The organism is Nocardia halotolerans (assembly GCF_042650145.1).
GTDB classification, from domain to species: domain Bacteria; phylum Actinomycetota; class Actinomycetes; order Mycobacteriales; family Mycobacteriaceae; genus Nocardia; species Nocardia halotolerans.
This window is the reverse complement of sequence record NZ_JBHSDL010000014.1, coordinates 940,348-960,009: the sequence shown is the minus strand read 5'-3', so window position 1 is coordinate 960,009 and position 19,662 is coordinate 940,348. Positions and strand designations below refer to the sequence as shown.

The window sequence follows — 19,662 nt, the reverse complement described above, 5'->3', positions numbered from 1 at the left end:
GGGGGCGATCCGATACCGTACCGGTTCCGCTAATGGATGCGGGGCAGGTCCTTGGGGGCGGGGGCCAGGCCGCTGGAGTAGGAGCCCGACCAGGCCATCACGTTGGCGACATAGGCCATCGAGTTGTTGTAGCGCAGGATCGCCTTGGACTGCTGGGACAGGTCGCGCATGTTCAGACCGCCGTCGCAGAGGTAGCGGCCCGCGGTGAGGGCGGCGTCGAACAGGTTCTGCGGATCGGCGACCCCGTCGGCGTTGCCGTCGGCGGCGTAGCTGTGCCAGGTCTCGGGGAGGAACTGCATCGGGCCGATGGCGCGGTCGTAGCCGCCCAGGCCGTCGAGCTCGCCGCCGTCGCTGTCGTAGATGACGTTGTTGCCCGCCAGGCTGCCGTCGAGGACCGGGCCGTAGACAGGTTTGATCGGGTTGCCCTGCGCGTCGGCTTTGCCGTAGGCGTGGGTGGATTCGACGCGGCCGATTCCGGCCAGCAGCGACCAGGACATCCCGCAGTGCGGATTCTCCACGGCCAGTTGCTGTTCGGCGTTCTGATAGGCCGCAACCGCGATGCCGGGAATGCCGAGGGGACCGGCGGGCAGCTCCGCGGCGGCGCGATCTTCGTCCAGCGCAACGGTTTTGACGACCGGTGTGGCCGAGGGCGACTGCCGGGCCTCGGCGTGGACGAGCTCGGCGGGGTCGGCTTGTGCCGCCGCGGCGAGCGGGGGACCGGCTTCGGCGTCGAGCTCGGGCAGGTCGTGCTCGACGGCCGCCATGGTGGCGGTGGTCGCGTCGGTCGCGGCGGCGGTGACGCCCACGAGTCCGGCGGGGACCAATCCGGTCAGTGCGATGAGCGAACTACGCCGAACTGTTGTAGCTGGCTGTTTCCGATGACGACCCACTGTGTGGTGCCCTCCTCAACCGTGTTGGATGAGAAGAGGTTACCGCACCCGAGACCTTTTTGTTACCCCTCTGTGATGTGTGTTCGGGTTTGATTTCTACGGCGCCGGCGGGGCGGGCGGCAGCGGGATCACGATGTTGAACGGCAGCGTGATCGCCGGTGGCGCCGGCGGTGCCACGGGTTCGGGCGCCGGTTCCTCGGCGGGCGTGATGCCGGGCTCGGGGGTCTGGACCGGTGCCGGGGCCTGCTCGACCGGCGCGGGCACGGGTTGTACCGGTACGGGTTCGGCGTCGATCGCCGGATCGCACGCTGCCTGCTGGGTCTGTTCGCCGAGTGGGTCCGGGCCCCGCGGCGGGGCCGGATCCCGCGGTGCGGCAGCGCCATAGGTCTGCTCGGCCGCCTGCGGGGCCGGTGCGAGCGGATCGGGCATCTGCGCGGGCAACGGTTCGCTCACGCACGTCTCGGGCACCACCGGGGGCGGGCAGAAGATGCCGCAGGGGATCGGTGGCAGCCCGGGCAGCGTGATCATCACCTGCGTGGGCGTGGTGACCTTCGGGGTGTTGGGCGGCAACTGATTCGTCGTCGACGGCGGCGCCGCGGTGACGGGCGTGTCGGTGGCCGCGGCGAGCACGTTGGGCGAGACCAGCGGCGCGCTGCCGGGCGGCACGAGCTCCGGCGACACGGCCACCTGGCTCGGGGTGCCGCCGTTGCGGTAGGCCGCCGACCAGCTGAGCACATTGGCCGCGTAGGACATCGAGTTGTTGTAGCGCAGCACCGCCCGCAGCTCCTGGGACGCCTCGCGCAGGTTCATCCCACCCGAGCACAGGTACTTGCCCGCGCCGAGCGCGGCGTCGAACACGTTGTGCGGGTCGGTGGCGCCGTCGCCGTTGCCGTCGGCGGAGTACATCGACCAGGTGCTCGGCAGGAACTGCATCGGACCGACGGCCCGCACGAAGCCGCCGTCGGCTTCCTTGATCACCTCGTTGCCCGGCAGTGTGCCGTCCAGCGCCGGGCCGAAGATCGGGGTGGTGGTGGTCCCCGCGGCGTCGGTGCGCCCACTGCTGGCGTGCCCCGATTCGATGCGGCCGATACCGGCCAGCAGATTCCAGGTGAGCCCGCAGCCCGGCTGTGCGGTTTCCATCGCCAGTTCGGCGTTGCGGTAGGCGGCCAGCACGATTTCCGGGATGCCCAGCGTGCCGCTGCCCGGTGGGAGCGAGATGCTGTGCAGGGGAACGGTTCCGGCGAAAGGGGCCTGGGTGTTGGCCGACGGTGACAGTGCGCGCAATTTGCGCGGCGCCTCCTGAGCGGCCGGTAGCAAGCCGACGATCTCGGACGGGTCGCTGTCCGGGGTGTCGGCGGTGGTGCCGGCGTTCGCGGCGAGCAGCGCCTCCGGTGCCGTGGGCGCGGCACTGGGGACCTCGGGCCGGTACGCCGAGCCGGACGCGACGAGTCCCGCGACGACAAGGGCCGACATCGTTATCGGAGCAGAAATTCGCATTGCGGCCACACCAACCCTTTACGTCGAAGCAGCGGCCCGCAGAGTCCCCCCTCCGGGCCACCCGGAACAACGTGACCCAGGTTACCTACCGGTCAGGAAGTTGTTGAGCATTTCCGGTCACGCGTCTTGGGCACCTGGTGAAATGGTGTCAGATGAGGGCGTTTGGCCGGAGGATTTCTTGCGCGTGGCTTTTCGCTTCTTGTCCGGTCTGGCCGTGTCCTCGGGTGAGGTGACCGCGTCGACCCGGTCGAGGATCTCTTTGATCTCCTCCAGTTCACGGCGCAGGTAATCGCGGGTGGCCACCTCACCGACGGCCAGGCGCAATGCGGCGAGTTCGCGGGCCAGGAACTCGGTGTCGGCCTTGGTCTGCGCCGACCGGGTGCGGTCCTCCTCGAGCGACACCTTGTCGCGGTTGTCCTGGCGGTTCTGGGCCAGCAGGATCAGCGGCGCCGCGTAGGCGGCCTGGGTGGAGAAGGCCAGGTTGAGCAGGATGAACGGGTACGGGTCCCAGCGCAGCGCCACCACGAACACATTGAGCACGATCCAGACGATGACGATGACGGTCTGGATCGCCAGGTAGCGGCCGGTGCCGAGGAACCGGGCCACCCGCTCGCTGGTGCGCGCGAACGCGTCGCTGTCCCAGTCGAAACGCAACCGCGACCCGCCCGGCGTCTCCAGCCGTTGCCTGGCCAGGCTCTTCTCGCTCACCCGAGTCTCCTGTCGGTGTCGATCGGCCGCGCCTCGGTCTGTGCGAGCGGCGGTGTCTCTTCTTCCCGCCAGTCCTCGGGCAGCAGATGGTCGAGGACATCATCGACGCTGACCGCCCCGAGCAGGTGGTTCTCGGCGTCGACCACCGGCCCGCAGACCAGGTTGTAGGTGGCGAAGTAGCGGGTCACCGCCGAGAGTGGCAGCTCGGGCGACAGGGCGGCCAGGTCGGTGTCGACGATGCCGCCCACCAGGTGCGCGGGTGGTTCGCGCAGCAACTGCTGGATGTGCACGCAACCCAGGTAGCTGCCGGTGGGGGTGGCCGTGGGTGGCCGCACGACGAAGACCATCGAGGCCAGCGCCGGAGTGAGGTCGGGGTCGCGGACCCGGGCCAGTGCCTCGGCGACTGTGGTCGATGGCCCGAGCACGATGGGTTTGGGCGTCATCAGGCCGCCCGCGGTGTCGGGGGAGTGTGCCAGCAACCGGCGCACCGGCTCGGATTCCTCGGGGTCCATCAGGGCCAGCAGCGATTCGGCTTCGCTCTCGGGGAGTTCGCCGAGCAGGTCGGCGGCGTCGTCGGGGTCCATCGCCTCGAGCACGTCGGCGGCGCGGCGCACCTCGAGATGGCCGAGCAGGTCCACCTGGTCGTCGTCGGGCAGTTCCTGCACCACGTCGGCGAGGCGTTCGTCGTCGAGGGCCAGCGCCACCTCGAGGCGGCGCTTCTCGGGCAGCTCGCGCAGCCGATTCGCCACATCGGCGGCCCGCAGCCCCTCGAACTGGGCCAGCAGCGCCGTCACCTGCTGACCCGGCCTGCCCACGGCGGCCGGCGTCAGACCGCTGACCGCACTCCAGTCGACCACGTGCACGGTGCGCCTGCGCCCGATCCGGCGGTGCCCGCGCACCGCGACCCGCCCGACCACCCAGTCCCTGGTCCGGGTCTGCTCGATGCCCAGGTCGGCGACGAACACGTCGACCTCGGCCAGATCGGGCAGGTCGGGGTCGGCCACCCGCACCCGGGTGTCCACGATCTGGGCCAGCGCGAGCAACTCGCCCGCGCGCTGGGCGAATCGGCGCAGACTCACCGTGCCCGTGTTCAGGGTGACCATGCCCGGCTCGATCGCGGTGACCCGCAGCATCGGCACGAAAATGCGCCGCCGCGTGGGCAGTTCGACCACCAGCCCGTGCACCCGTGGTGGCTGGCGCCCGAAGCGGACGGCCACGACCACATCGCGGACCCGGCCGATAGACTCGCCGTCGGGACCCAGCACCGTCAGACCGGCGAGTCGGGCGACGTACACCCTGGTGGTTGCCATGACCCTCAGGCTAGGCGGTCGATCGCGGCCGGACTCGCCGCGCCACGGCCGGTGTGACCGACAACAAGGAGCGCGCCATGAAGCCTCGCCGTTCGGTGCTCGCCGTACCAGGCAGCAATCCGAAGATGATCCACAAGGCCATGAGCCTGCCCGTGGACGAGGTGTTCCTCGACCTGGAAGACGCGGTCGCCCCCGGTGCCAAGGCCGCGGCCAGGGCGAACATCGTCGCCGCGCTCAACGAAACCGGTTGGGGCGCACAGTTGCGGGTGGTGCGGGTCAACGACTGGAGCACCGAATGGACCTACGCCGACGTGATCAGCGTCGTCGAGGGCGCGGGCGGTGAACTCGACGCGATCCTGCTGCCCAAGGTCACCGACGCCGGCCAGGTGCGCGCACTCGACCTGCTGCTGACCCAGTTGGAGAAGGCGTGCGGGCTCGAGGTCGGGCGCATCGGTATCGAACCGCAGCTCGAAAACGCGCTGGGCCTGCGCAATATCGACGAGATCGCCACGGCGAGCGCGCGGGTGCAGGCGCTGGTGTTCGGGCCGGCCGATTTCATGGCCAGCATCAACATGCGCACGCTGGTGGTCGGCGAACAACCGCCCGGCTACGACTGCGGTGACGCCTACCACCACATTCTGATGACCATCCTGCTCACCGCCCGCGCGCACGGGTTGCAGGCCATCGACGGCCCGTACCTGCAGATCCGCGATGTCGACGGTTTCCGGCGGGCCGCCGGTCGCACGGCCGCACTGGGTTTCGACGGCAAATGGGTGCTGCATCCGGGCCAGATCGAGGCGGCCAACGAGATGTTCAGTCCGCGCCAGGACGACTACAACCGGGCCGAGGCGATCCTGGCCGCCTATGCCTTCCACACTTCGGCGGCGGGTGGCGCCCGTGGTGCGGTGATGCTGGGGGATGAGATGATCGATGAAGCCAGCGCGAAGATGGCCCGTGTCATCGCCGAGAAGGGTCGCGCCGCCGGAATGTCGAGAACCGATGTTTGACCCGCAGGGATCGCCGAAAGGGCACTATGACGAATCCATTGGGCAACCAGAATCGCGGACGGCAGGGGTTGCCGACGCCGCCGTCGGGCTGGCCGGTCGGCTCGTATCCGACCTACGCCGAGGCGCAGCGCGCGGTCGACTACCTGGCTGACGAGCAGTTCCCGGTGCAGGACGTGACGATCGTCGGGGTGGACCTGATGCAGGTGGAGCGGGTGCTGTACCGGCTCACCTGGGGCAAGGTCATCGGCGGCGGTGTGGTCTCGGGCGCCTGGCTCGGTCTGTTCCTCGGTCTGCTGCTGAGCCTGTTCACCACCACCGGTGGCGCGGTGGGCCCGCTGGTGGTGGGTCTGCTGGGCGGCATCGTCTTCGGTGTGATCACCACGTCGATCCCGTACGCGGCCACCAAGGGGCAGCGCGACTTCGCCTCCACGATGCAGTTGGTGGCCGGTCGCTACGACGTGCTGTGCGACCCGAAGACCGCCGAACGCGCCCGCGACATGCTGGCCCGATTGGCGCTGTGACGTAATGGATGTGGAGAATCGCGTCCGCACCGCCGTGCTGGACCATTACGCCGTGGGCCGCGACGACGTCGACGCGGCCTCGGTCACCTTCCTCGGCCTGGAACCGATCGAGATCCTGCGCATCCCCGGGGCAGGCGAGGTGCACTACGCGACCCTCGGCGGCTCACGGCATCCGATGGGCGACCCGGCCGACCTGCTCGCCGACCCGTTGCGCGGACCGCGCGCGGAGTTGGTGCTGACGCTGCTGGCGAGCGGGGGACCGCAGGTCGGCGTCGGCCGTTCGCTCGGGGTGCTCGCCGCGTCCCCGGCGGTGGAAGGCGTTGTGCTGCAAGCCGATGCCCTGCTGGATCTGTCGGAACCGTTGTGGCGCAACGCCAAGTTCACCGCGGTACTGCTCGGTGAGAGCGAGCTGCCGGAGGTGGCGCTGCCCGATCCCGCCGACCCGGTGCGTTATCTCAGCGTCACTCCGGTGACCGCCACCGAGGCGGCCTGGGTGCGGCTGCGTGGTGCGCAGGCCCTGCGCGACGCGTGGGCCGAGGCCGGTATCGACGTGCGCGATCCCGAGCGCAGCGCGGTGAATCTCTAGAGCCACTTGTTGCGGCGGAAACTGCGGAACAGCAACCCGCAGAGCACCGCCATCAACGCCACCACCGCGGGGTAGGCCCACGGCTGGTGCAGCTCCCACATGTAGTCGAAGTTCATGCCGTAGACACCGGCGATCATGGTCGGCACGGCCGCCATCGCGGCATAGGCCGAGATCTTGCGCATGTCGGTGCTCTGCTGAACGCTGATCTTGGCCAGCGCGGCGTTCACCAGGTTGCTCAGCGCTTCGTCGAAATAGGTGATCTGCTCGCTCACGCTCACGTGGTGGTCGGCGACATCGCGCATGTAGCGGCGGAACTCGGTGGGCACCGGCAGATTCTGGTTGTGCACCAGCCGCTCCAGCGGAATGCCCAGCGGGCCCACCGCCCGGCGCAACTCCACGACTTCGCGTTTGAGCTGGTAGATCGACTCGATGCCGACCTTGGACGCCGGGGTGAACACCGCCTCCTCCATCTCGTCGACGTCCTCCCCGATGGATTCGGTGACCTCCACATAGGAGTCGACCACGTGGTCGGCCACGGCGTGCAACACCGAGCACGGACCCATCTGCAGTTGGTCGGGCCGCCCCTCGAGTTGCTTGCGTACCCCCGACAGGCCGGTGTGTTCGCCGTGGCGCACGGTGATCGCGAAGTGCGGGCCGGTGAAGACCATGATGTCGCCGGTCTCCACGATCTGGCTGATCGCGTGCATGTCGTGCTCGACATAGCTCACCGTGCGCATCACCAGGAACAGCGTGTTGTCGTAGACCTCCAGTTTGGGCCGCTGGCGTCCCACCACCGCGTCCTCGACGGCCAGCGGATGCAGCCCGAAGGTGCGGGCGATGTCGTTCATCTGTGTTTCGTCGGGGTCGTGCAGACCGACCCAGACGAACCCGGTGTCGGTCTTGCTCGCCTCCGTGAGCGCCTGCTGCGGGGTGAAGTGCCCGGGCAGGCGTTTGCCGTCGGTGTAGACACCGCAGTCCACGATCGCGCGCGCCGTCGGCACCGGCACCGTCGGCCGTGTCGCGGCACGGCTCGTCCCGCGAAACGACGGCATCGACGGGAAGGAGGGCACACTCGGATGTTACGGGCACCCACGACCGTGGCCGACGATCGCACGCCGACCGGCACCGCACTGTAAGACTGAATGTGTGCGCATCGACCTGCATACCCATTCCACCGCCTCCGACGGCACCGACACCCCCGCCGAGCTGGTTCGCCACGCCGCGGCGGCGGGCCTCGACGTCGTCGCGATCACCGACCACGACACCACCGGCGGCTGGGCCGAGGCCGAGGCCGCGCGCCCGCCCGGGCTCACCCTGGTGCGCGGAATGGAGATGTCGTGCACCGGCACGGGCGAGGACGGCTTCCCGGTGCCCGTGCACCTGCTGGCCTACCTGTTCGACCCGGCCGACCGCGGTTTCGCCGACGAACGCGAACGGCTGCGCGGCGAGCGGGTGGCCCGGGTGCGGGCGATGGCCGACCTGATGGTGGCCGACGGCCTGCCCATCGACCCCGAAGCGGTACTCGCCGGTGCCGGTCCGGCCGCGGGCCGGCCGCATCTGGCGCGGGCGCTGGTCGCGGCCGGGGTGGTGCCCAGCGTCGACGCGGCGTTCATCGACCTGCTCGCCCCGCACGGCCCGTACTACGCGGAGAAGGTCGACACCCCGCTCACCAGGGCGGTGCAGCTGATCGCGGCGGCGGGCGGGGTGAGTGTGCTGGCACACGTGCGGGCCCGCAAACGCGGTCGGCTGCTGGCATTCGACGAGATCAGGGACCTGGCCGCGCTCGGCCTCACCGGCCTCGAGATCGATCACCCCGACCACAGTCGCGCCGACCGGGGCGTGCTGCGCGAACTGTCCGACGAACTCGGCCTGTTGCGCACCGGTTCCTCGGACTATCACGGCAGCAACAAGACCATCGAGATCGGTGCCTGCCGCACCGACCCCGAACAGTTCGAAGCGATCGTCGGCAAGGCGAGCGGGGTTCCGGTGATCGCGCCGTGACGGTGGTGCGCGGGTTCAGCGGCATCGTCGCCGGCGGTGTTGTCGTGCTGCTGTGCGTGGTGATCGGGGCGGCGGTGATGGGTGCGCGCCGGGATTTTCCCGGTCCGGGCACCGAATCGCTCACCTGGCACGTGCTGGCCGCTGGGGTGGTCGTCGTGTCGCAGCTGGTCGCCGACCGCCGTCGCGGGCTCGCCGCGTTCGCGGGTTCGGCTGTCGTACTCGTCACGACCGGGGTGCTGCTGTGGACCCAGTGGTGGGGTTGACGCCCAGCTCACCGCGCACCAGCCCGTCTCGGTAGGACTGTTCACCACATGTTCGGCGTGCGCTGCGCGTTTTCGCTAACGCCACGGCAATTCCACCCGGTTACGCTCGACCGATGACGCGCGGCCCGGTGACACCTGACCGGTTTGGCAAGTCGTCACTGCGGCTGGCAGAATGTTGCGGATTCCCTTCCCTTGCCACCGCCGGGATCGGGACCTTGGAGACCTTCCGCTTCGCGACGCACCGTCGCAACCGAGGGTCGACCCGTTTGCTCGCCCGGACCACCCGTCCGGCTCCGCTCTGCGGATCAGTGCCGCGCCACGTGTACCGATCTCTGCCCGATGATCACCACGCGTGCGGACGCGCAACCGACGAGCGTCATGCAATTCCGATATACCCGGCGGTAACTGTCCCCCGGTTGAGCCCGATCCGAGCAGGAGTGAAATCGTGTCACCTGTGACTGACGCACCGAATGCCACCGCGGCGCCCCAGGCCGATGACGCAGCGACCCTCGCTGCTATCACCACCGACGAGATCTTCGCGGGTCACCTCGGCGGCAAGCTGTCGGTCGAGCTCAGCGCGCCGCTCGAAACCCAGCGCGACCTGTCGATCGCCTACACCCCCGGTGTGGCCCAGGTCAGCCGCGCCATCGCCGACGACCCGGCGCTGACCAAGACCTACACCTGGACCGACCGGCTGGTCGTGGTGGTCAGCGACGGCACCGCCGTGCTCGGCCTCGGCGACATCGGCCCGCGCGCCTCGCTGCCGGTGATGGAGGGCAAGGCCGCCCTGTTCAAGAAGTTCGCCGGCCTGAACTCGATCCCGCTGGTGCTCGACACCACCGACCCCGACGAGATCGTGCAGACCCTGATCCACCTGCGCCCCAGCTTCGGCGCGGTGAACCTGGAAGACATCTCCGCCCCGCGCTGCTTCGAGATCGAACGCCGGGTGATCGAGGCGCTGGACTGCCCGGTGATGCACGACGACCAGCACGGCACCGCCATCGTGGTGCTGGCCGCCCTCAAGGGTGCGGCCGCTCAGCAGGGTCGCGACATGTCGGCGCTCAAGGTGGTCGTCTCCGGTGCGGGCGCCGCCGGTGTGGCGTGCGCGAACATCCTGCTCGCCGCCGGTGTCCGCGATGTGGTGGTGCTCGATTCCAAGGGCATCGTCAGTGCCGGACGCGAGGGCCTCAACGGCGTGAAGGCCGACCTGGCCGCCCGCAGCAACCCGCGCGGCATCACCGGTAGCGCGGCCGACGCGCTCGCCGGCGCCGACGTGTTCCTCGGCCTGTCCGCGGGCAAGATCCCCGAGGAGTTCATCGCCTCGATGGCGCCGGAGTCGATCGTGTTCGCCATGTCGAACCCGGACCCGGAGATCCACCCCGATGTGGCGGCCAAGTACGCCGCGATCGTGGCCACCGGTCGTAGCGACTTCCCGAACCAGATCAACAATGTGCTCGCCTTCCCCGGCGTGTTCAAGGGTGCGCTGGACGCCGGCGCCCGCCGCATCACCGAGGGCATGAAGGTGGCTGCCGCCGACGCGATCTTCGGCGTGGTCGCCGACGAACTCGCGGTGGACCGCATCATCCCGAGCCCCCTCGATCCCCGCGTCGCCCCCGCCGTCGCCGAGGCCGTCGCGGCGACCGCGCGCGCCGAGGGTGTCGTGTAGTCGCACGATCGCAGCACCAGCGCCTCGTTTCCTCGGGAAACGGGGCGCTGTGTCGTCCCGGCGGCCGGTGTTCACCGCACCTGGGATCATGGGGTGATGACGACGATCACCGTGCAGCTTCCCGATGAGGTCCACGCGCAGTTGACGGCCGCGGCCGAGGGCGACGGTGTCGCGGTGAACGTGGCTGTTGTGCAGGCGGTGCAGGATTGGATCCACGCCAGCGGGCAGCGGGCTCGTGAACGCGCCCGGATGCGGGAAGTGCTGGCCGAGGACCCGCTTCTGCGCGAACTACTCGGTGACGACTGAGGTGGCGGTGCTCTCGACCGAGGTGCGGGTGAGCCTGCCGGTGCCCGGCGCGCTGATCCATACCGCCGCCGCCAGCACGCCGTCGAGCACCAGCGCGAGTGCCGCCACCAGCAGCGCGCCAACGAGTACCAGGTCGTAGCGGTACAGGCCGATGCCGTCGAAGATGTAGCGGCCCAGACCACCCATGTTCACGTAGGCGGCGATGGTGGCGGTGGCGACCACTTGCAGAGTGGCGCTACGTAATCCGCCGAGCATCACCGGCACCGCATTGGGCACTTCCACCCGGAGCAGGATCTGCCGTTCGGTCATTCCCATCGCTCGCGAGGCGTCGACCACGTCGGCCGGCACGTTGGCGATGCCCGCGTAGGCGCCGGCCAGTAGTGGTGGGATGCCGACGGTGACCAGCGCCAGCAGTGGCGGGATGATGCCGAGCCCGAGCAGCAGCACCAGGAAGGTGAGCAGGCCCAGGGTCGGCAGCGCGCGCATCGCGTTGGCGAACCCGACCAGCAGCGCACTGCCGCGCCGGGTGTGCCCGATCACGAGCCCGACCGGCACCGCGACCACCGCAGACAGTGCGACCGCGAGCAGGCTGTACCAAATGTGTTGCAGCAACCGGTGATCGATCCCGGCGCCACCACCCCAGTTGGCACCGTCGGTCAGGTAGTTCCAGGCGTCGAGGAACAGGCTCACGCGCGTGCCCCCAACCGGCCGACCCGTGTATCGGCCCGCGTCCACGGGGTGGCCAGGCGGCCGAGCAGGAAGACCAGGCGGTCGAAGATCAGCGCCAGCGCCAGCGTCACGATGATGCCCGCGACGATCTGATCGGGGTAGTCACGCTGATAGCCCTGGGTGAACAGCTTCCCGAGCCCACCCACCCCGATCAGCGCACCCACCGACACCATCGCGATATTGGTGACCACGACCACCCGCAGGGTCGAGGTGAAGACCGGCAGGGCCAACGGCAGGTCGACGGTGAGGGTGCGCCGCAACCGGCCGAACCCGATGGCGTCGGCCGCGTCGACCACCCCGGCGGGCACGGTGTCCAGGGCGGTCGGCACCGCGATGAGCAGCAGCGCGGTGGAGTACACGGTGAGCGCGATGATCACGTTGAGCGGGTCGATCGCGGAGATGCCGACCAGCGGCGGGATGATCACGAACAGGGCCAGCGACGGAATGGTGTAGGCCACGCTCGACACCGTCGTGGTGAGCTTGCGCGCCCAGCCGTGCCCGTGCACCAGCGCCCCGACCGGAATCGCGACCACCAGGCCGAGCAGCAGCGGGACCAGCGCGAGCACCAGATGGGTGCGGGTGATCGCCATGATGTCGGCGAAGTTGTCGATCAGGTATCTCACTGCGCGCCCTGCTCGAAGAACTCCCGGCCGCGTTCGGCGTCCTCGCGGCCGCGCTGCTCGGCGAGCTGGGTGAGCACGTCGGTGGCGAGTATCCCGCCGCGCACCGCACCCGCTTCGTCCACGGCCACTCCCAGCCCCGACGGCGAGGAGATCGCGGCGTCCAGCGCTTGGCGCAGATCACCGTCGGGCGTGAACAGTGACCCGCCCGCCGACACACTGTCGGCCACCGTGGCCCCGGCACGCACCGCCTCGACCCCGGTCACATCCAACCAGCCACCCGGTATGCCGTCGGCGTCGACGACCAGCGCCCACCGGCCGCGATCGAGGCGCAGTGTCGCCACCTCGTCGACGGTGACCGTCGAGATCTCGTGCAGGGCCACCGCGTCGGCGCTGCGGAACGACAGGCCACGGTACCCACGATCCCGGCCGACGAATCCGGCGACGAAATCGGTGGCGGGCTGGGCCAATACGCGTTCCGGCGAGTCGAACTGCTGGAGTACGCCACCGCGCCCGAACACCGCGATCCGGTCGCCGAGGGTGATCGCCTCGTCGATGTCGTGGGTGACGAACACGATCGTCTTGCGCAGTTCGGCCTGCAACCGTTGCATCTCGGTTTGCAGTTCGGCCCGCACCACCGGGTCGACGGCGCTGAACGGTTCGTCCATCAGCAGCACCGGCGGATCGGCGGCCAACGCGCGCGCCACCCCCACCCGCTGCTGCTGACCGCCCGAGAGCTGCACCGGATACCGCTCGGCCAGACCGCGATCCAAGCCCACCCGATCCAGCACGTCGAGCGCGGCGGTGCGCGCGTTCTTGCGGGACTGCCCGAGCAGCATCGGCACGGTCGCCACATTGTCGAGCACCGTGCGATTGGGCAGCAGACCACCGCTCTGGATCACGTAGCCGATGCCGAGGCGCAGTTTCACCGGGTCGGTGGTGGCGATGTCGCGGCCGTCGATGGTGATGGTGCCCGCCGTGGGGGTCACCATCCGGTTGATCATGCGCATCGAGGTGGTCTTCCCGCACCCGGACGGGCCGACGAACACGGTGAACGAACCCGATTCGATACCCAGATTCAGGTCACTCACGGCTTGGGTGCCGTTCGGATAGGTCTTGTCGATACCGCGGAATTCGATGTCGGACACGAGCTCTCCTAAGCGATGGGCGAGTTGAGTCCCTGCGCGGTGATCCAGGCGATGGCGGCGGCCTGCGGTTCGATCTTGGCGTCACCGGAGACCGCGGTGTTCAACGAGATCAGTTCCTCGGTGGTGAGTTTGGCCGACACGGCATCGAGCACCGCCGTCGCCTTGTCGGTCTTCTTCGCCGCGTTGAACAGCGGCACCACATTCTGGGCGGCGAAATTGTTCTTCGGGTCGGCCAGCACCACCAGGTCGTTCTGCACGATCGCGGGTGAGGTGGTGTAGATGTCGGCCGCGGTGACCTGGCCCTCCACCAGTGCCCGCACCGTCGCCGGGCCGCCACCGTCGGCGATCGGCACGAAGTTGGCGTCGCTGATGTCGAGCCCGTAGGTCTGCTTCAGCCCGGGGAGTCCACCGGGGCGCTGCGCGAATTCGGCCATCGCGGCGAGTTTCACGTCGGCCGAATGCGGGGCCAGATCACCGATGGTGGTGAGGTTCCATTTCTGTGCTGTCGCCCGGGTCACCACGACCGCGTCGGAATCCTGGCCGGGGGCCGGGGTCGCGATGGCCAGGTCCTGGTCGAGCGCGTCGGTGAGCGCGGCCTGTACCTCGGGGCCCGCGGTGGCGGTGGCGTCGGTGTCCAGGTACTGCAGCAGGTTTCCGGTGTATTCGGGGATCAGTGAGATAGCGCATTGGCGTAGCGCCGGAATATAGGCTTCGCGGCTGCCGATGTTGAACTTCGTATCGACCTTGAAGCCATTGATCCGCAGGACTTCGGTGTAGATGTTGGCGACGGTCTCGGATTCGGGGAAATTGGCCGAACCGATGATCAGCTCGTCGCTGGCGCAGTCGCCCTTGGCGGCGAGCGGGTCGGAGTTGCCGCAGGAGGCGACGACCATGGCGGCGGCCAGTGCCACAGCGGCCACCAGTACCCGTCCGGCCCGTGCGGCGAGGCGGCGTGCCGGTCGGCGTTGTCCGTGCGAGGAGCAGGCGAACCTTGTTTTCACTGGTGTCCTTCCGGCAAAGGCGGGCAGTGCGCTGTGCAGGCGACGCGGGGGCCGCAGGTACATTCTGGGTGTTAATAGTGCCCGCGTCGCGCCGAAATGCGTGGGTGGACGGCAAAGACAGGAAGTTGGTGTCGGCGGATGAGGTCGGGCCCGCTACGGCGAAACGTGGCCGCACTACTGGTCGCCACCTGGTCTTTCGCCGCGGTGTCCTGCGGGAACGACGACGAGCGCCCGGTGCTGCGGGTGGGTGCGGATTCCTCGGCCGAAAGTATTGTGCTCGCCGAGATCTATTCGCAGGCATTGGCGCGAACCGGCACCCGCACCGACGTCCGCACCGGGCTGGACACCCCCGTCACCGACCTCGACGCCGGGCACATCTCCGTGCTGCCCGCCCGCAACGGTGAGCTGGTGCAGCGGTGGAACCCCGGTTCGGCCGCACGCGCGCCCGCCGAGGTGGCTGCCGCTGTCAACGCCGCGCTGCCGCAAGGGTTGTCGGTGTCGGACGCGGCGGACGGCGCCGATGTGCGGGCACGGTTGCTGGTGACCGAGGGCTTCGCCGAGGGGGAGCAGGTGCGCGCGGTGGACGAGCTCGACTGCGCTTCGCTGCACGCGGGAGTCGTCGAGGCGCCCGGATTCGCCGAGACCGGGCCAGCCCGGATCGAGGGGTGTTCGTTCGCCGCGCAGACACGCTTCACCGATGTGGACGGCTTGCGAAAGGCGTTGCAGGACGGGATCATCCAGGTCGGTGTTGTCAATGGTCCACCGCCCGTGGCGGCCGGGCTGATTGTGCTCGACGACCAGGACTACGCACTGCGCGCCCAGAACGTCCTGGCGCTGTTCCGGGCCGGCATCTTCGATCGGGTGGAGATGAAGAAGCTGAACTATGTGGCGGGGGAACTGACCACCGACGGGCTGGTCGAACTGATCGATCGGGTCGAAGGCGGCGCGGAGCCCGCCGATGCGGCTCGCGCGTGGTTGGACGCGCACGGGCTGTGATCGGGGGCAGTGCCTGCTGCAGCCCGAGTCGACCTGGTGCGGGGTGGCCGATCACCTATTGGCCCTCGGCCAAAAACGCTACGCTCGGCAGCGACGCGGTGACGACTGCCGCCGAGTGTGAAAGGTGAGCGTTGATGCCCCCGAGGTCCGGCGATGATGTGAACCCCCTGGTCGAGCGGGTGCGCGCCGCCTACGCGGCCGTGACCGACGAGGCGCGTGCCGACAAGGTCGCCAAGCAGCACGCGCGCGGCAAGATGACCGCGCGCGAACGCGTGGCGCAGCTGGCCAACGGCGGCTTCTACGAGTTCGGCGCCCTCGCCGGACCCGGCCCCGCACAGGCCGGTGCCGCCCCCCTCGTCGCGCCCGGCGACGGCGTGGTCACCGGCATCGCCTACGTCGACGGACGACCGCTCGCACTGGCCGCGTTCGACTTCACCGTGCTCGGCGGCAGCAACGGCGCCACCGGCATGGCCAAACTGGACCGATGCGTGGAACGCGCACTGCTGGACAAGATTCCGCTCGTCATGCTGATGGACGGCGGTGGCCACCGCATGCAGGAAGCCCTCGATTCCCGCCTGGCCGCCCCGGGTTCACGGCTGCTGATGCGCCTGGCCGACCTGTCCGGGTACGTGCCGATCGTCGCGGCGATGATGGGACCGGGTTTCGGTGCCCCCGCCAACCTCGCGGCCTGCTGCGACTTCGTCACAATCGTGCGCGGGATCGGCACCATCGGCATGTCCTCGGCGCCGCTGGTGCAGGCCGCGACCGGCGAATCCCTGAGCAACGACGAGATCGGCGGCGCCGACGTCCAGGCCGAACGCGGTGTGGTCGACGTGGTCACCGACGACGAACACGAGGCCATCGACGCGATCCGCCTCTACCTGTCCTACCTGCCGCCCTGGGCCGATGGTGAGCCCGTGCTCGCCGCCGCACCCCACCTGCCCGGCGACGGCGCCGCCGACATCGACGACCTGGTCCCCGCCGCCCTGCGCGCCGGCTACGACGTGCGCACGGTGATCGACGCCCTCGCCGACCGCGACACGCTGTTCGAGGTGAAACGAACCCACGCACCCAACGTGGTCACCGCCTTCGCCCGCATCGGCGGCCGCCCGGTGGGTGTGGTCGCCAACCAGCCGCTGCACCTGGCCGGCGCCCTCGACAGCGCGGCCTGCGAGAAAGCCGCGCACTTCGTCGCCGTCTGCGACGCCTTCGGGGTGCCGCTGCTCATCCTCATCGACCTGCCCGGCTTCCTGGTCGGCACCGCCGCCGAAGAGTCCGGCCTGGTCCGGCGCAGCGCCCGCCTGGGCTACGAACTGGCCAACGCGACCGTCCCCCGCTTCGTCATCGTCACCCGCAAGGCCTACGGCGCCGCCTACATCGTGATGGGCGGTGGCCGCAGCATCGACGCCGACCTGTCGCTGGCCTGGCCCACCGCCGAAATCTGTGCCATCCCCATCGACAGCGCCGTCGACGTGGCCTTCCGCGCCGACTACGAGAACGCCCCCGACCCCGCCGAACGCCGCGCCGAGCTGATCAAGCTCTTCCAAGCCAACATCGATCCCCTCCTGGCCGCCGACGGTTTCGGCATCGACGACGTGGTCCTGCCCTCCCGAACCCGCCCCCTCCTCCTCGAAGCCCTCACCCGCGTCCAACCCCGCCGCCCAGCCCGAGTCCCCGCCAAACGCCGCACCATCTCCCCGATCTGAGCCTGTGGACTCGCCGACCTCGGCTCCGAAGTCACGCCAGACGATGTCGACAGGGAAGTTGCCGGGTACGACGGTAAGCCCGGAAAGCCCGGCATCCGGGAGAGCGATCTCTACCCGCACGGACGATATCGATCCGACCGTCGGCGCGGGCTCCTCCGCCGTGGCTCGGCGTCGTCCGAGCGATCAGTGGGCCAGGTAGGTGCCGTTGTGGACGGCGGTGACCGTCTGGGTGATGATCGTGGACAGGGTGGTGGGGATGCGTTGGGGGAGTGCCGGTTTCACGGTCAGGGTGCGGGTGCCGTAGAGCACGTAGCGGCCGTCGCCGGTGACGTCGTGGAGTTGGAAGTCGTCGCGGCCTTCGGTGTGGCGGTTGTCGATGCTGCCGTGTGGGTAGACGGCGATGTGGAAGGCGGCGTCGGTGGGGCGGGTGAAGAACTTCTCGAACTGTTCGCGCGGGGTGGGGCGCCACGGGTCGCTGACGTGGGGGCGCGGGGCGTCGAGGTCGGCGGCCGGCACGGTGATGGTTTCGCCGGTGCCCGCGGCGCGACGGGGGAGGGCGTCGAGTACGGCTGCGGCCAGTTCCGCGGCTGGTAGGAGGGTGAGCCGGATGTCGCCGTCGGCGCCCTCGGCGGCGGGTTGCTGCACCGCGAGCGCGGCGGTGTCGTTCGCGACCGCGCCGTGTGCGCCGAGCGTTCTCGTCGTGCCCGCGAAACCGGCGACCTCCACCCTGGCCGCCGGTGCGAGCAGCACACGCACCGCCTGCTCCAAGTCGGAATCCAGTTGCGGCCGCAAGGTTCTGGCGGCCGCCTGCCTCGACCGCACGGCGTCGGCGCGCAATTCGTCGGTGCGTCGGTGACGCAGCGGATAGGGCAGCACATCGCGGCCGGTGACTTCCCACAGTGTGCGGAATTCGAGGGCGCTGAATCGCCAGGTTCGGGTCGTCGGCATCGGAGGTCCTAGGCGCCGATCACCGGCGGCACCGTCTTCGGCAGGTCCGCCAGGCCGGTCAGTTCGTCGCTGTTGTCCTGGGTGATCAGGTAGTCCGGGATCCCCTTGGTCGACTCGTCGTCCTCGCCCTTGCCGCGACCGGCGCCGGGTGCACCGCCCATCATGCCCGCGCGACCCGCAGCCGAACCGGCGCCCGCACCGGCCGCACGCGCGGCAGCGGCCGAGCCGGGCCCACCAGGTCCACCGGGCACGGCGGCTCCTGGGAGTCCGGCTCCGCCACCGGCGCCGAGACCGCCGGAGCCGAGCCCGGGGCTTCCGCCACCTGGCGAGCCGCCGGGCGAACCGAGCCCGGGGGAGCCGAGGCCGGGGGAGCCGAGGCCGAGCGCGGCCGGAGTGCTCGCCGGGGTGGTCGCCGGACCGGCCGACTGCGGAGCCGTGTCCGTGCGGGGGTCCTGCGAAGCCTGGCCGGTGTCGTTGCCGGGTTGACCAGTACCCGCAGTCGGATCCTGGGTGGCGGCGGGCTCAGAGGTATTCGGTTGCGCGGCACCGGGGTCGGCGCCGGCCGGGCGATCACCACCGGAACTGCCGTTGTCGCCACCCCCACCGACGACCGGGCCGCCATCCCCGTCACCGGACCCGATCGGCTCGGGCAGTGGAATGACCGGCACATTCTTGTCGGAGTCGTGCACCACCTGGGCGTACACCGTTTTCAGCACCCGGCGCGCCTCGGCGGCGGCGTTCTCCTCCGCGACGTCATCGTTACGCCAACCGCGAAAGGTCACCCACGAGCGGAGATTGTCGACACCACTGCGGTGTTCCGGGGCATGCGGCACCAGCTGTTTGGTCGGCTCGAGGCCGGTGAGCAACTCGTCGACCTTGTGCCCGGTCAGCGCCGCCGCGGTGGTCACCCGGTTGCCCGTCGTCTGATAGTCGGCGACAGTCTGCGCCGCGGCCGTACTGGCGGCGCCGCGCCACACATCCGGTGCGGTGCCGCGCGCGATGTGGCCCTGGAATTCGGTGAGCGAGGTGGTGTTGCGTTCGGCGATCTTCTTCCAGCCGTCGCGGAGATTCTCGACCGCGGTGAGATCGATCTTGTCGACCTTCGCTCGCAGGGTGGCCACGTCACCCGCGAAATCGTCGGTGTTGAGCACTTCCTGCGGACGGAACTCACCGTCGTAACCGAGTTCACCGGCTCGCCGGCGAACGGTGTCGCGGTGGTTGTTGAACCGATCCTGCACGGCAGCGGCGTCGACGGTCTCCTCCGGTTCGCCACCGGCGATGGCATTGATCAGGCCGTTCATCATCTTCGGACCCAGACCATCGGCTTCGCCGGAACTCTGCAGGTACGGGTTGGTGGGTGTGAAAGGGCTGACCATCAGCCGAGCTGCTCGGTGGTGTAGTCGAGTGCGTTCGCACTGTCGACGTCCTGGCCGGTGATGCGCTGGAAAGAGATCGCGAAGACTTCGCGCAGTTCTTGGACGACCTCGATGTCTTTGTGGATCACCGCGTCGATCGAATTCGGTTCGCCGGTAGCCTGCTTCAAGAACTTCTGCTCGAGGTCGCGGCCCATGTGGAAATCGCCGAACCCGCTGACGTTCTGGACGTTTCTGGCCAGGGTGAGCATGTTCTCGAGGTCTAGAATTCTTTTGTCGCACGCTTTGTAGCAGTAGTAAGCGGCGGCCTCGTTGTCCAGGTACACCTCGCCAGCGCGTACCTGGCTCAACAGTTGGGTATATGCGGTGGATTCGCTCATTTGTCC

At 69.4% G+C, this 19,662-nt stretch carries 21 protein-coding genes; 9 read left to right on the top strand and 12 right to left on the bottom strand.

The genetic code is table 11. The features are described from left to right. Positions 1–29: 29 nt before the first annotated feature. The 4 genes from ACFO5K_RS15005 to ACFO5K_RS14990 form a co-directional block, all read right to left on the bottom strand. Positions 30–890, bottom strand: a complete 861-nt coding sequence (locus tag ACFO5K_RS15005) for a lytic transglycosylase domain-containing protein (RefSeq protein WP_378562069.1) — start codon at positions 888–890, stop codon at positions 30–32. 96 nt (positions 891–986) lie between these two features. Beyond that, positions 987–2,387: a lytic murein transglycosylase gene (locus tag ACFO5K_RS15000; protein WP_378562067.1), complete on the bottom strand. Its 1,401-nt coding sequence runs from the start codon at positions 2,385–2,387 to the stop codon at positions 987–989. A 117-nt stretch (positions 2,388–2,504) separates the two neighbouring features. After that, positions 2,505–3,095, bottom strand: coding sequence for a DUF1003 domain-containing protein (locus ACFO5K_RS14995; RefSeq protein WP_378562065.1), 591 nt, complete (start codon positions 3,093–3,095; stop codon positions 2,505–2,507). Further along, on the bottom strand, positions 3,092–4,405 hold the full coding sequence (locus ACFO5K_RS14990) for a magnesium transporter MgtE N-terminal domain-containing protein (RefSeq protein ID WP_378562062.1): 1,314 nt from the start codon (positions 4,403–4,405) through the stop codon (positions 3,092–3,094). Before ACFO5K_RS14990 ends, ACFO5K_RS14995 begins: the two co-directional genes overlap by 4 nt. A gap of 77 nt (positions 4,406–4,482) precedes the next feature. Between ACFO5K_RS14990 and ACFO5K_RS14985 the strand changes: the two genes are divergently transcribed. From ACFO5K_RS14985 to ACFO5K_RS14975, 3 genes are read left to right on the top strand one after another with little or no spacing between them, the layout of a single operon-like run. Further along, positions 4,483–5,412 (top strand): HpcH/HpaI aldolase/citrate lyase family protein, encoded by a 930-nt coding sequence (locus ACFO5K_RS14985; protein ID WP_378562059.1) that lies wholly within the window; start codon positions 4,483–4,485, stop codon positions 5,410–5,412. A 26-nt stretch (positions 5,413–5,438) separates the two neighbouring features. Then, positions 5,439–5,933, top strand: coding sequence for a general stress protein (locus ACFO5K_RS14980; RefSeq protein ID WP_378562056.1), 495 nt, complete (start codon positions 5,439–5,441; stop codon positions 5,931–5,933). 4 nt (positions 5,934–5,937) lie between these two features. Further along, complete coding sequence (locus tag ACFO5K_RS14975; RefSeq protein ID WP_378562053.1) at positions 5,938–6,519, top strand: suppressor of fused domain protein; 582 nt, start codon at positions 5,938–5,940, stop codon at positions 6,517–6,519. On the opposite strand, the gene ACFO5K_RS14970 is transcribed toward ACFO5K_RS14975, so the two are convergent. Then, positions 6,516–7,589 carry a magnesium and cobalt transport protein CorA gene (locus ACFO5K_RS14970; protein ID WP_378562050.1) on the bottom strand — a complete coding sequence of 358 codons (1,074 nt, stop codon included), beginning with the start codon at positions 7,587–7,589 and terminating at the stop codon, positions 6,516–6,518. The genes ACFO5K_RS14975 and ACFO5K_RS14970 overlap by 4 nt on opposite strands. 76 nt (positions 7,590–7,665) lie before the next feature. On the opposite strand from ACFO5K_RS14970, the gene ACFO5K_RS14965 reads away from it, so the two are divergent. From ACFO5K_RS14965 to ACFO5K_RS14950, 4 genes are all read left to right on the top strand, one after another. After that, a complete protein-coding gene (locus ACFO5K_RS14965) occupies positions 7,666–8,520 on the top strand; it encodes a PHP domain-containing protein (RefSeq protein WP_378562047.1) in 855 nt (284 codons plus the stop codon). Further along, positions 8,517–8,783 carry a hypothetical protein gene (locus tag ACFO5K_RS14960; protein WP_378562040.1) on the top strand — a complete coding sequence of 89 codons (267 nt, stop codon included), beginning with the start codon at positions 8,517–8,519 and terminating at the stop codon, positions 8,781–8,783. Before ACFO5K_RS14965 ends, ACFO5K_RS14960 begins: the two co-directional genes overlap by 4 nt. Before the next feature lie 445 nt (positions 8,784–9,228). After that, a complete protein-coding gene (locus ACFO5K_RS14955) occupies positions 9,229–10,449 on the top strand; it encodes an NAD(P)-dependent malic enzyme (protein ID WP_378562037.1) in 1,221 nt (406 codons plus the stop codon). A 96-nt stretch (positions 10,450–10,545) separates the two neighbouring features. Next, positions 10,546–10,755 (top strand): hypothetical protein, encoded by a 210-nt coding sequence (locus ACFO5K_RS14950; protein ID WP_378562035.1) that lies wholly within the window; start codon positions 10,546–10,548, stop codon positions 10,753–10,755. Here the strand turns inward: ACFO5K_RS14950 and ACFO5K_RS14945 are convergent. From ACFO5K_RS14945 to ACFO5K_RS14930, 4 genes are read right to left on the bottom strand one after another with little or no spacing between them, the layout of a single operon-like run. Then, positions 10,738–11,445, bottom strand: coding sequence for an ABC transporter permease (locus ACFO5K_RS14945; protein ID WP_378562032.1), 708 nt, complete (start codon positions 11,443–11,445; stop codon positions 10,738–10,740). The two genes, ACFO5K_RS14950 and ACFO5K_RS14945, sit on opposite strands and share 18 nt — an antisense overlap. Then, a complete protein-coding gene (locus tag ACFO5K_RS14940) occupies positions 11,442–12,107 on the bottom strand; it encodes an ABC transporter permease (protein ID WP_378562029.1) in 666 nt (221 codons plus the stop codon). The genes ACFO5K_RS14945 and ACFO5K_RS14940 overlap by 4 nt, the downstream gene beginning before the upstream one ends. Further along, positions 12,104–13,252 (bottom strand): ABC transporter ATP-binding protein, encoded by a 1,149-nt coding sequence (locus tag ACFO5K_RS14935; protein ID WP_378562026.1) that lies wholly within the window; start codon positions 13,250–13,252, stop codon positions 12,104–12,106. Before ACFO5K_RS14935 ends, ACFO5K_RS14940 begins: the two co-directional genes overlap by 4 nt. An 8-nt stretch (positions 13,253–13,260) precedes the next feature. Then, positions 13,261–14,145 carry an ABC transporter substrate-binding protein gene (locus tag ACFO5K_RS14930; RefSeq protein WP_378563865.1) on the bottom strand — a complete coding sequence of 295 codons (885 nt, stop codon included), beginning with the start codon at positions 14,143–14,145 and terminating at the stop codon, positions 13,261–13,263. 273 nt (positions 14,146–14,418) lie between these two features. Here ACFO5K_RS14930 and ACFO5K_RS14925 point away from each other — a divergent pair, with 273 nt between their 5' ends. Then, a complete protein-coding gene (locus ACFO5K_RS14925) occupies positions 14,419–15,249 on the top strand; it encodes a glycine betaine ABC transporter substrate-binding protein (protein ID WP_378562023.1) in 831 nt (276 codons plus the stop codon). Positions 15,250–15,383: 134 nt separating this feature from the next. Continuing rightward, positions 15,384–16,955, top strand: a complete 1,572-nt coding sequence (locus tag ACFO5K_RS14920; RefSeq protein WP_378562020.1) for an acyl-CoA carboxylase subunit beta — start codon at positions 15,384–15,386, stop codon at positions 16,953–16,955. Between the two features lie 183 nt (positions 16,956–17,138). On the opposite strand, the gene ACFO5K_RS14915 is transcribed toward ACFO5K_RS14920, so the two are convergent. From ACFO5K_RS14915 to ACFO5K_RS14905, 3 genes are read right to left on the bottom strand one after another with little or no spacing between them, the layout of a single operon-like run. Next, positions 17,139–17,903 carry an ESX secretion-associated protein EspG gene (locus ACFO5K_RS14915; RefSeq protein WP_378562017.1) on the bottom strand — a complete coding sequence of 255 codons (765 nt, stop codon included), beginning with the start codon at positions 17,901–17,903 and terminating at the stop codon, positions 17,139–17,141. 8 nt (positions 17,904–17,911) lie between these two features. Further along, entirely contained in the window at positions 17,912–19,279 is a 1,368-nt protein-coding gene (locus ACFO5K_RS14910) for a hypothetical protein (protein WP_378562014.1), read from the bottom strand. After that, a complete protein-coding gene (locus ACFO5K_RS14905) occupies positions 19,279–19,656 on the bottom strand; it encodes a hypothetical protein (protein WP_378562011.1) in 378 nt (125 codons plus the stop codon). Before ACFO5K_RS14905 ends, ACFO5K_RS14910 begins: the two co-directional genes overlap by 1 nt. Between the last annotated feature and the right edge of the window lie 6 nt (positions 19,657–19,662).

Excerpts from the sequence above, each read along its gene's own strand:
- ACFO5K_RS15000 (WP_378562067.1), bottom strand. The coding sequence starts at position 2,387 with ATGCGAATTTCTGCTCCGATAACGATGTCGGCCCTTGTCGTCGCGGGA.
- ACFO5K_RS14990 (WP_378562062.1), bottom strand. The coding sequence starts at position 4,405 with ATGGCAACCACCAGGGTGTACGTCGCCCGACTCGCCGGTCTGACGGTG.
- ACFO5K_RS14985 (WP_378562059.1), top strand. The coding sequence starts at position 4,483 with ATGAAGCCTCGCCGTTCGGTGCTCGCCGTACCAGGCAGCAATCCGAAG.
- ACFO5K_RS14980 (WP_378562056.1), top strand. The coding sequence starts at position 5,439 with ATGACGAATCCATTGGGCAACCAGAATCGCGGACGGCAGGGGTTGCCG.
- ACFO5K_RS14975 (WP_378562053.1), top strand. The coding sequence starts at position 5,938 with ATGGATGTGGAGAATCGCGTCCGCACCGCCGTGCTGGACCATTACGCC.
- ACFO5K_RS14950 (WP_378562035.1), top strand. The coding sequence starts at position 10,546 with ATGACGACGATCACCGTGCAGCTTCCCGATGAGGTCCACGCGCAGTTG.
- ACFO5K_RS14930 (WP_378563865.1), bottom strand. The coding sequence starts at position 14,145 with ATGGTCGTCGCCTCCTGCGGCAACTCCGACCCGCTCGCCGCCAAGGGC.
- ACFO5K_RS14920 (WP_378562020.1), top strand. The coding sequence starts at position 15,384 with ATGCCCCCGAGGTCCGGCGATGATGTGAACCCCCTGGTCGAGCGGGTG.
- ACFO5K_RS14915 (WP_378562017.1), bottom strand. The coding sequence starts at position 17,903 with ATGCCGACGACCCGAACCTGGCGATTCAGCGCCCTCGAATTCCGCACA.
- ACFO5K_RS14910 (WP_378562014.1), bottom strand. The coding sequence starts at position 19,279 with ATGGTCAGCCCTTTCACACCCACCAACCCGTACCTGCAGAGTTCCGGC.
- ACFO5K_RS14905 (WP_378562011.1), bottom strand. The coding sequence starts at position 19,656 with ATGAGCGAATCCACCGCATATACCCAACTGTTGAGCCAGGTACGCGCT.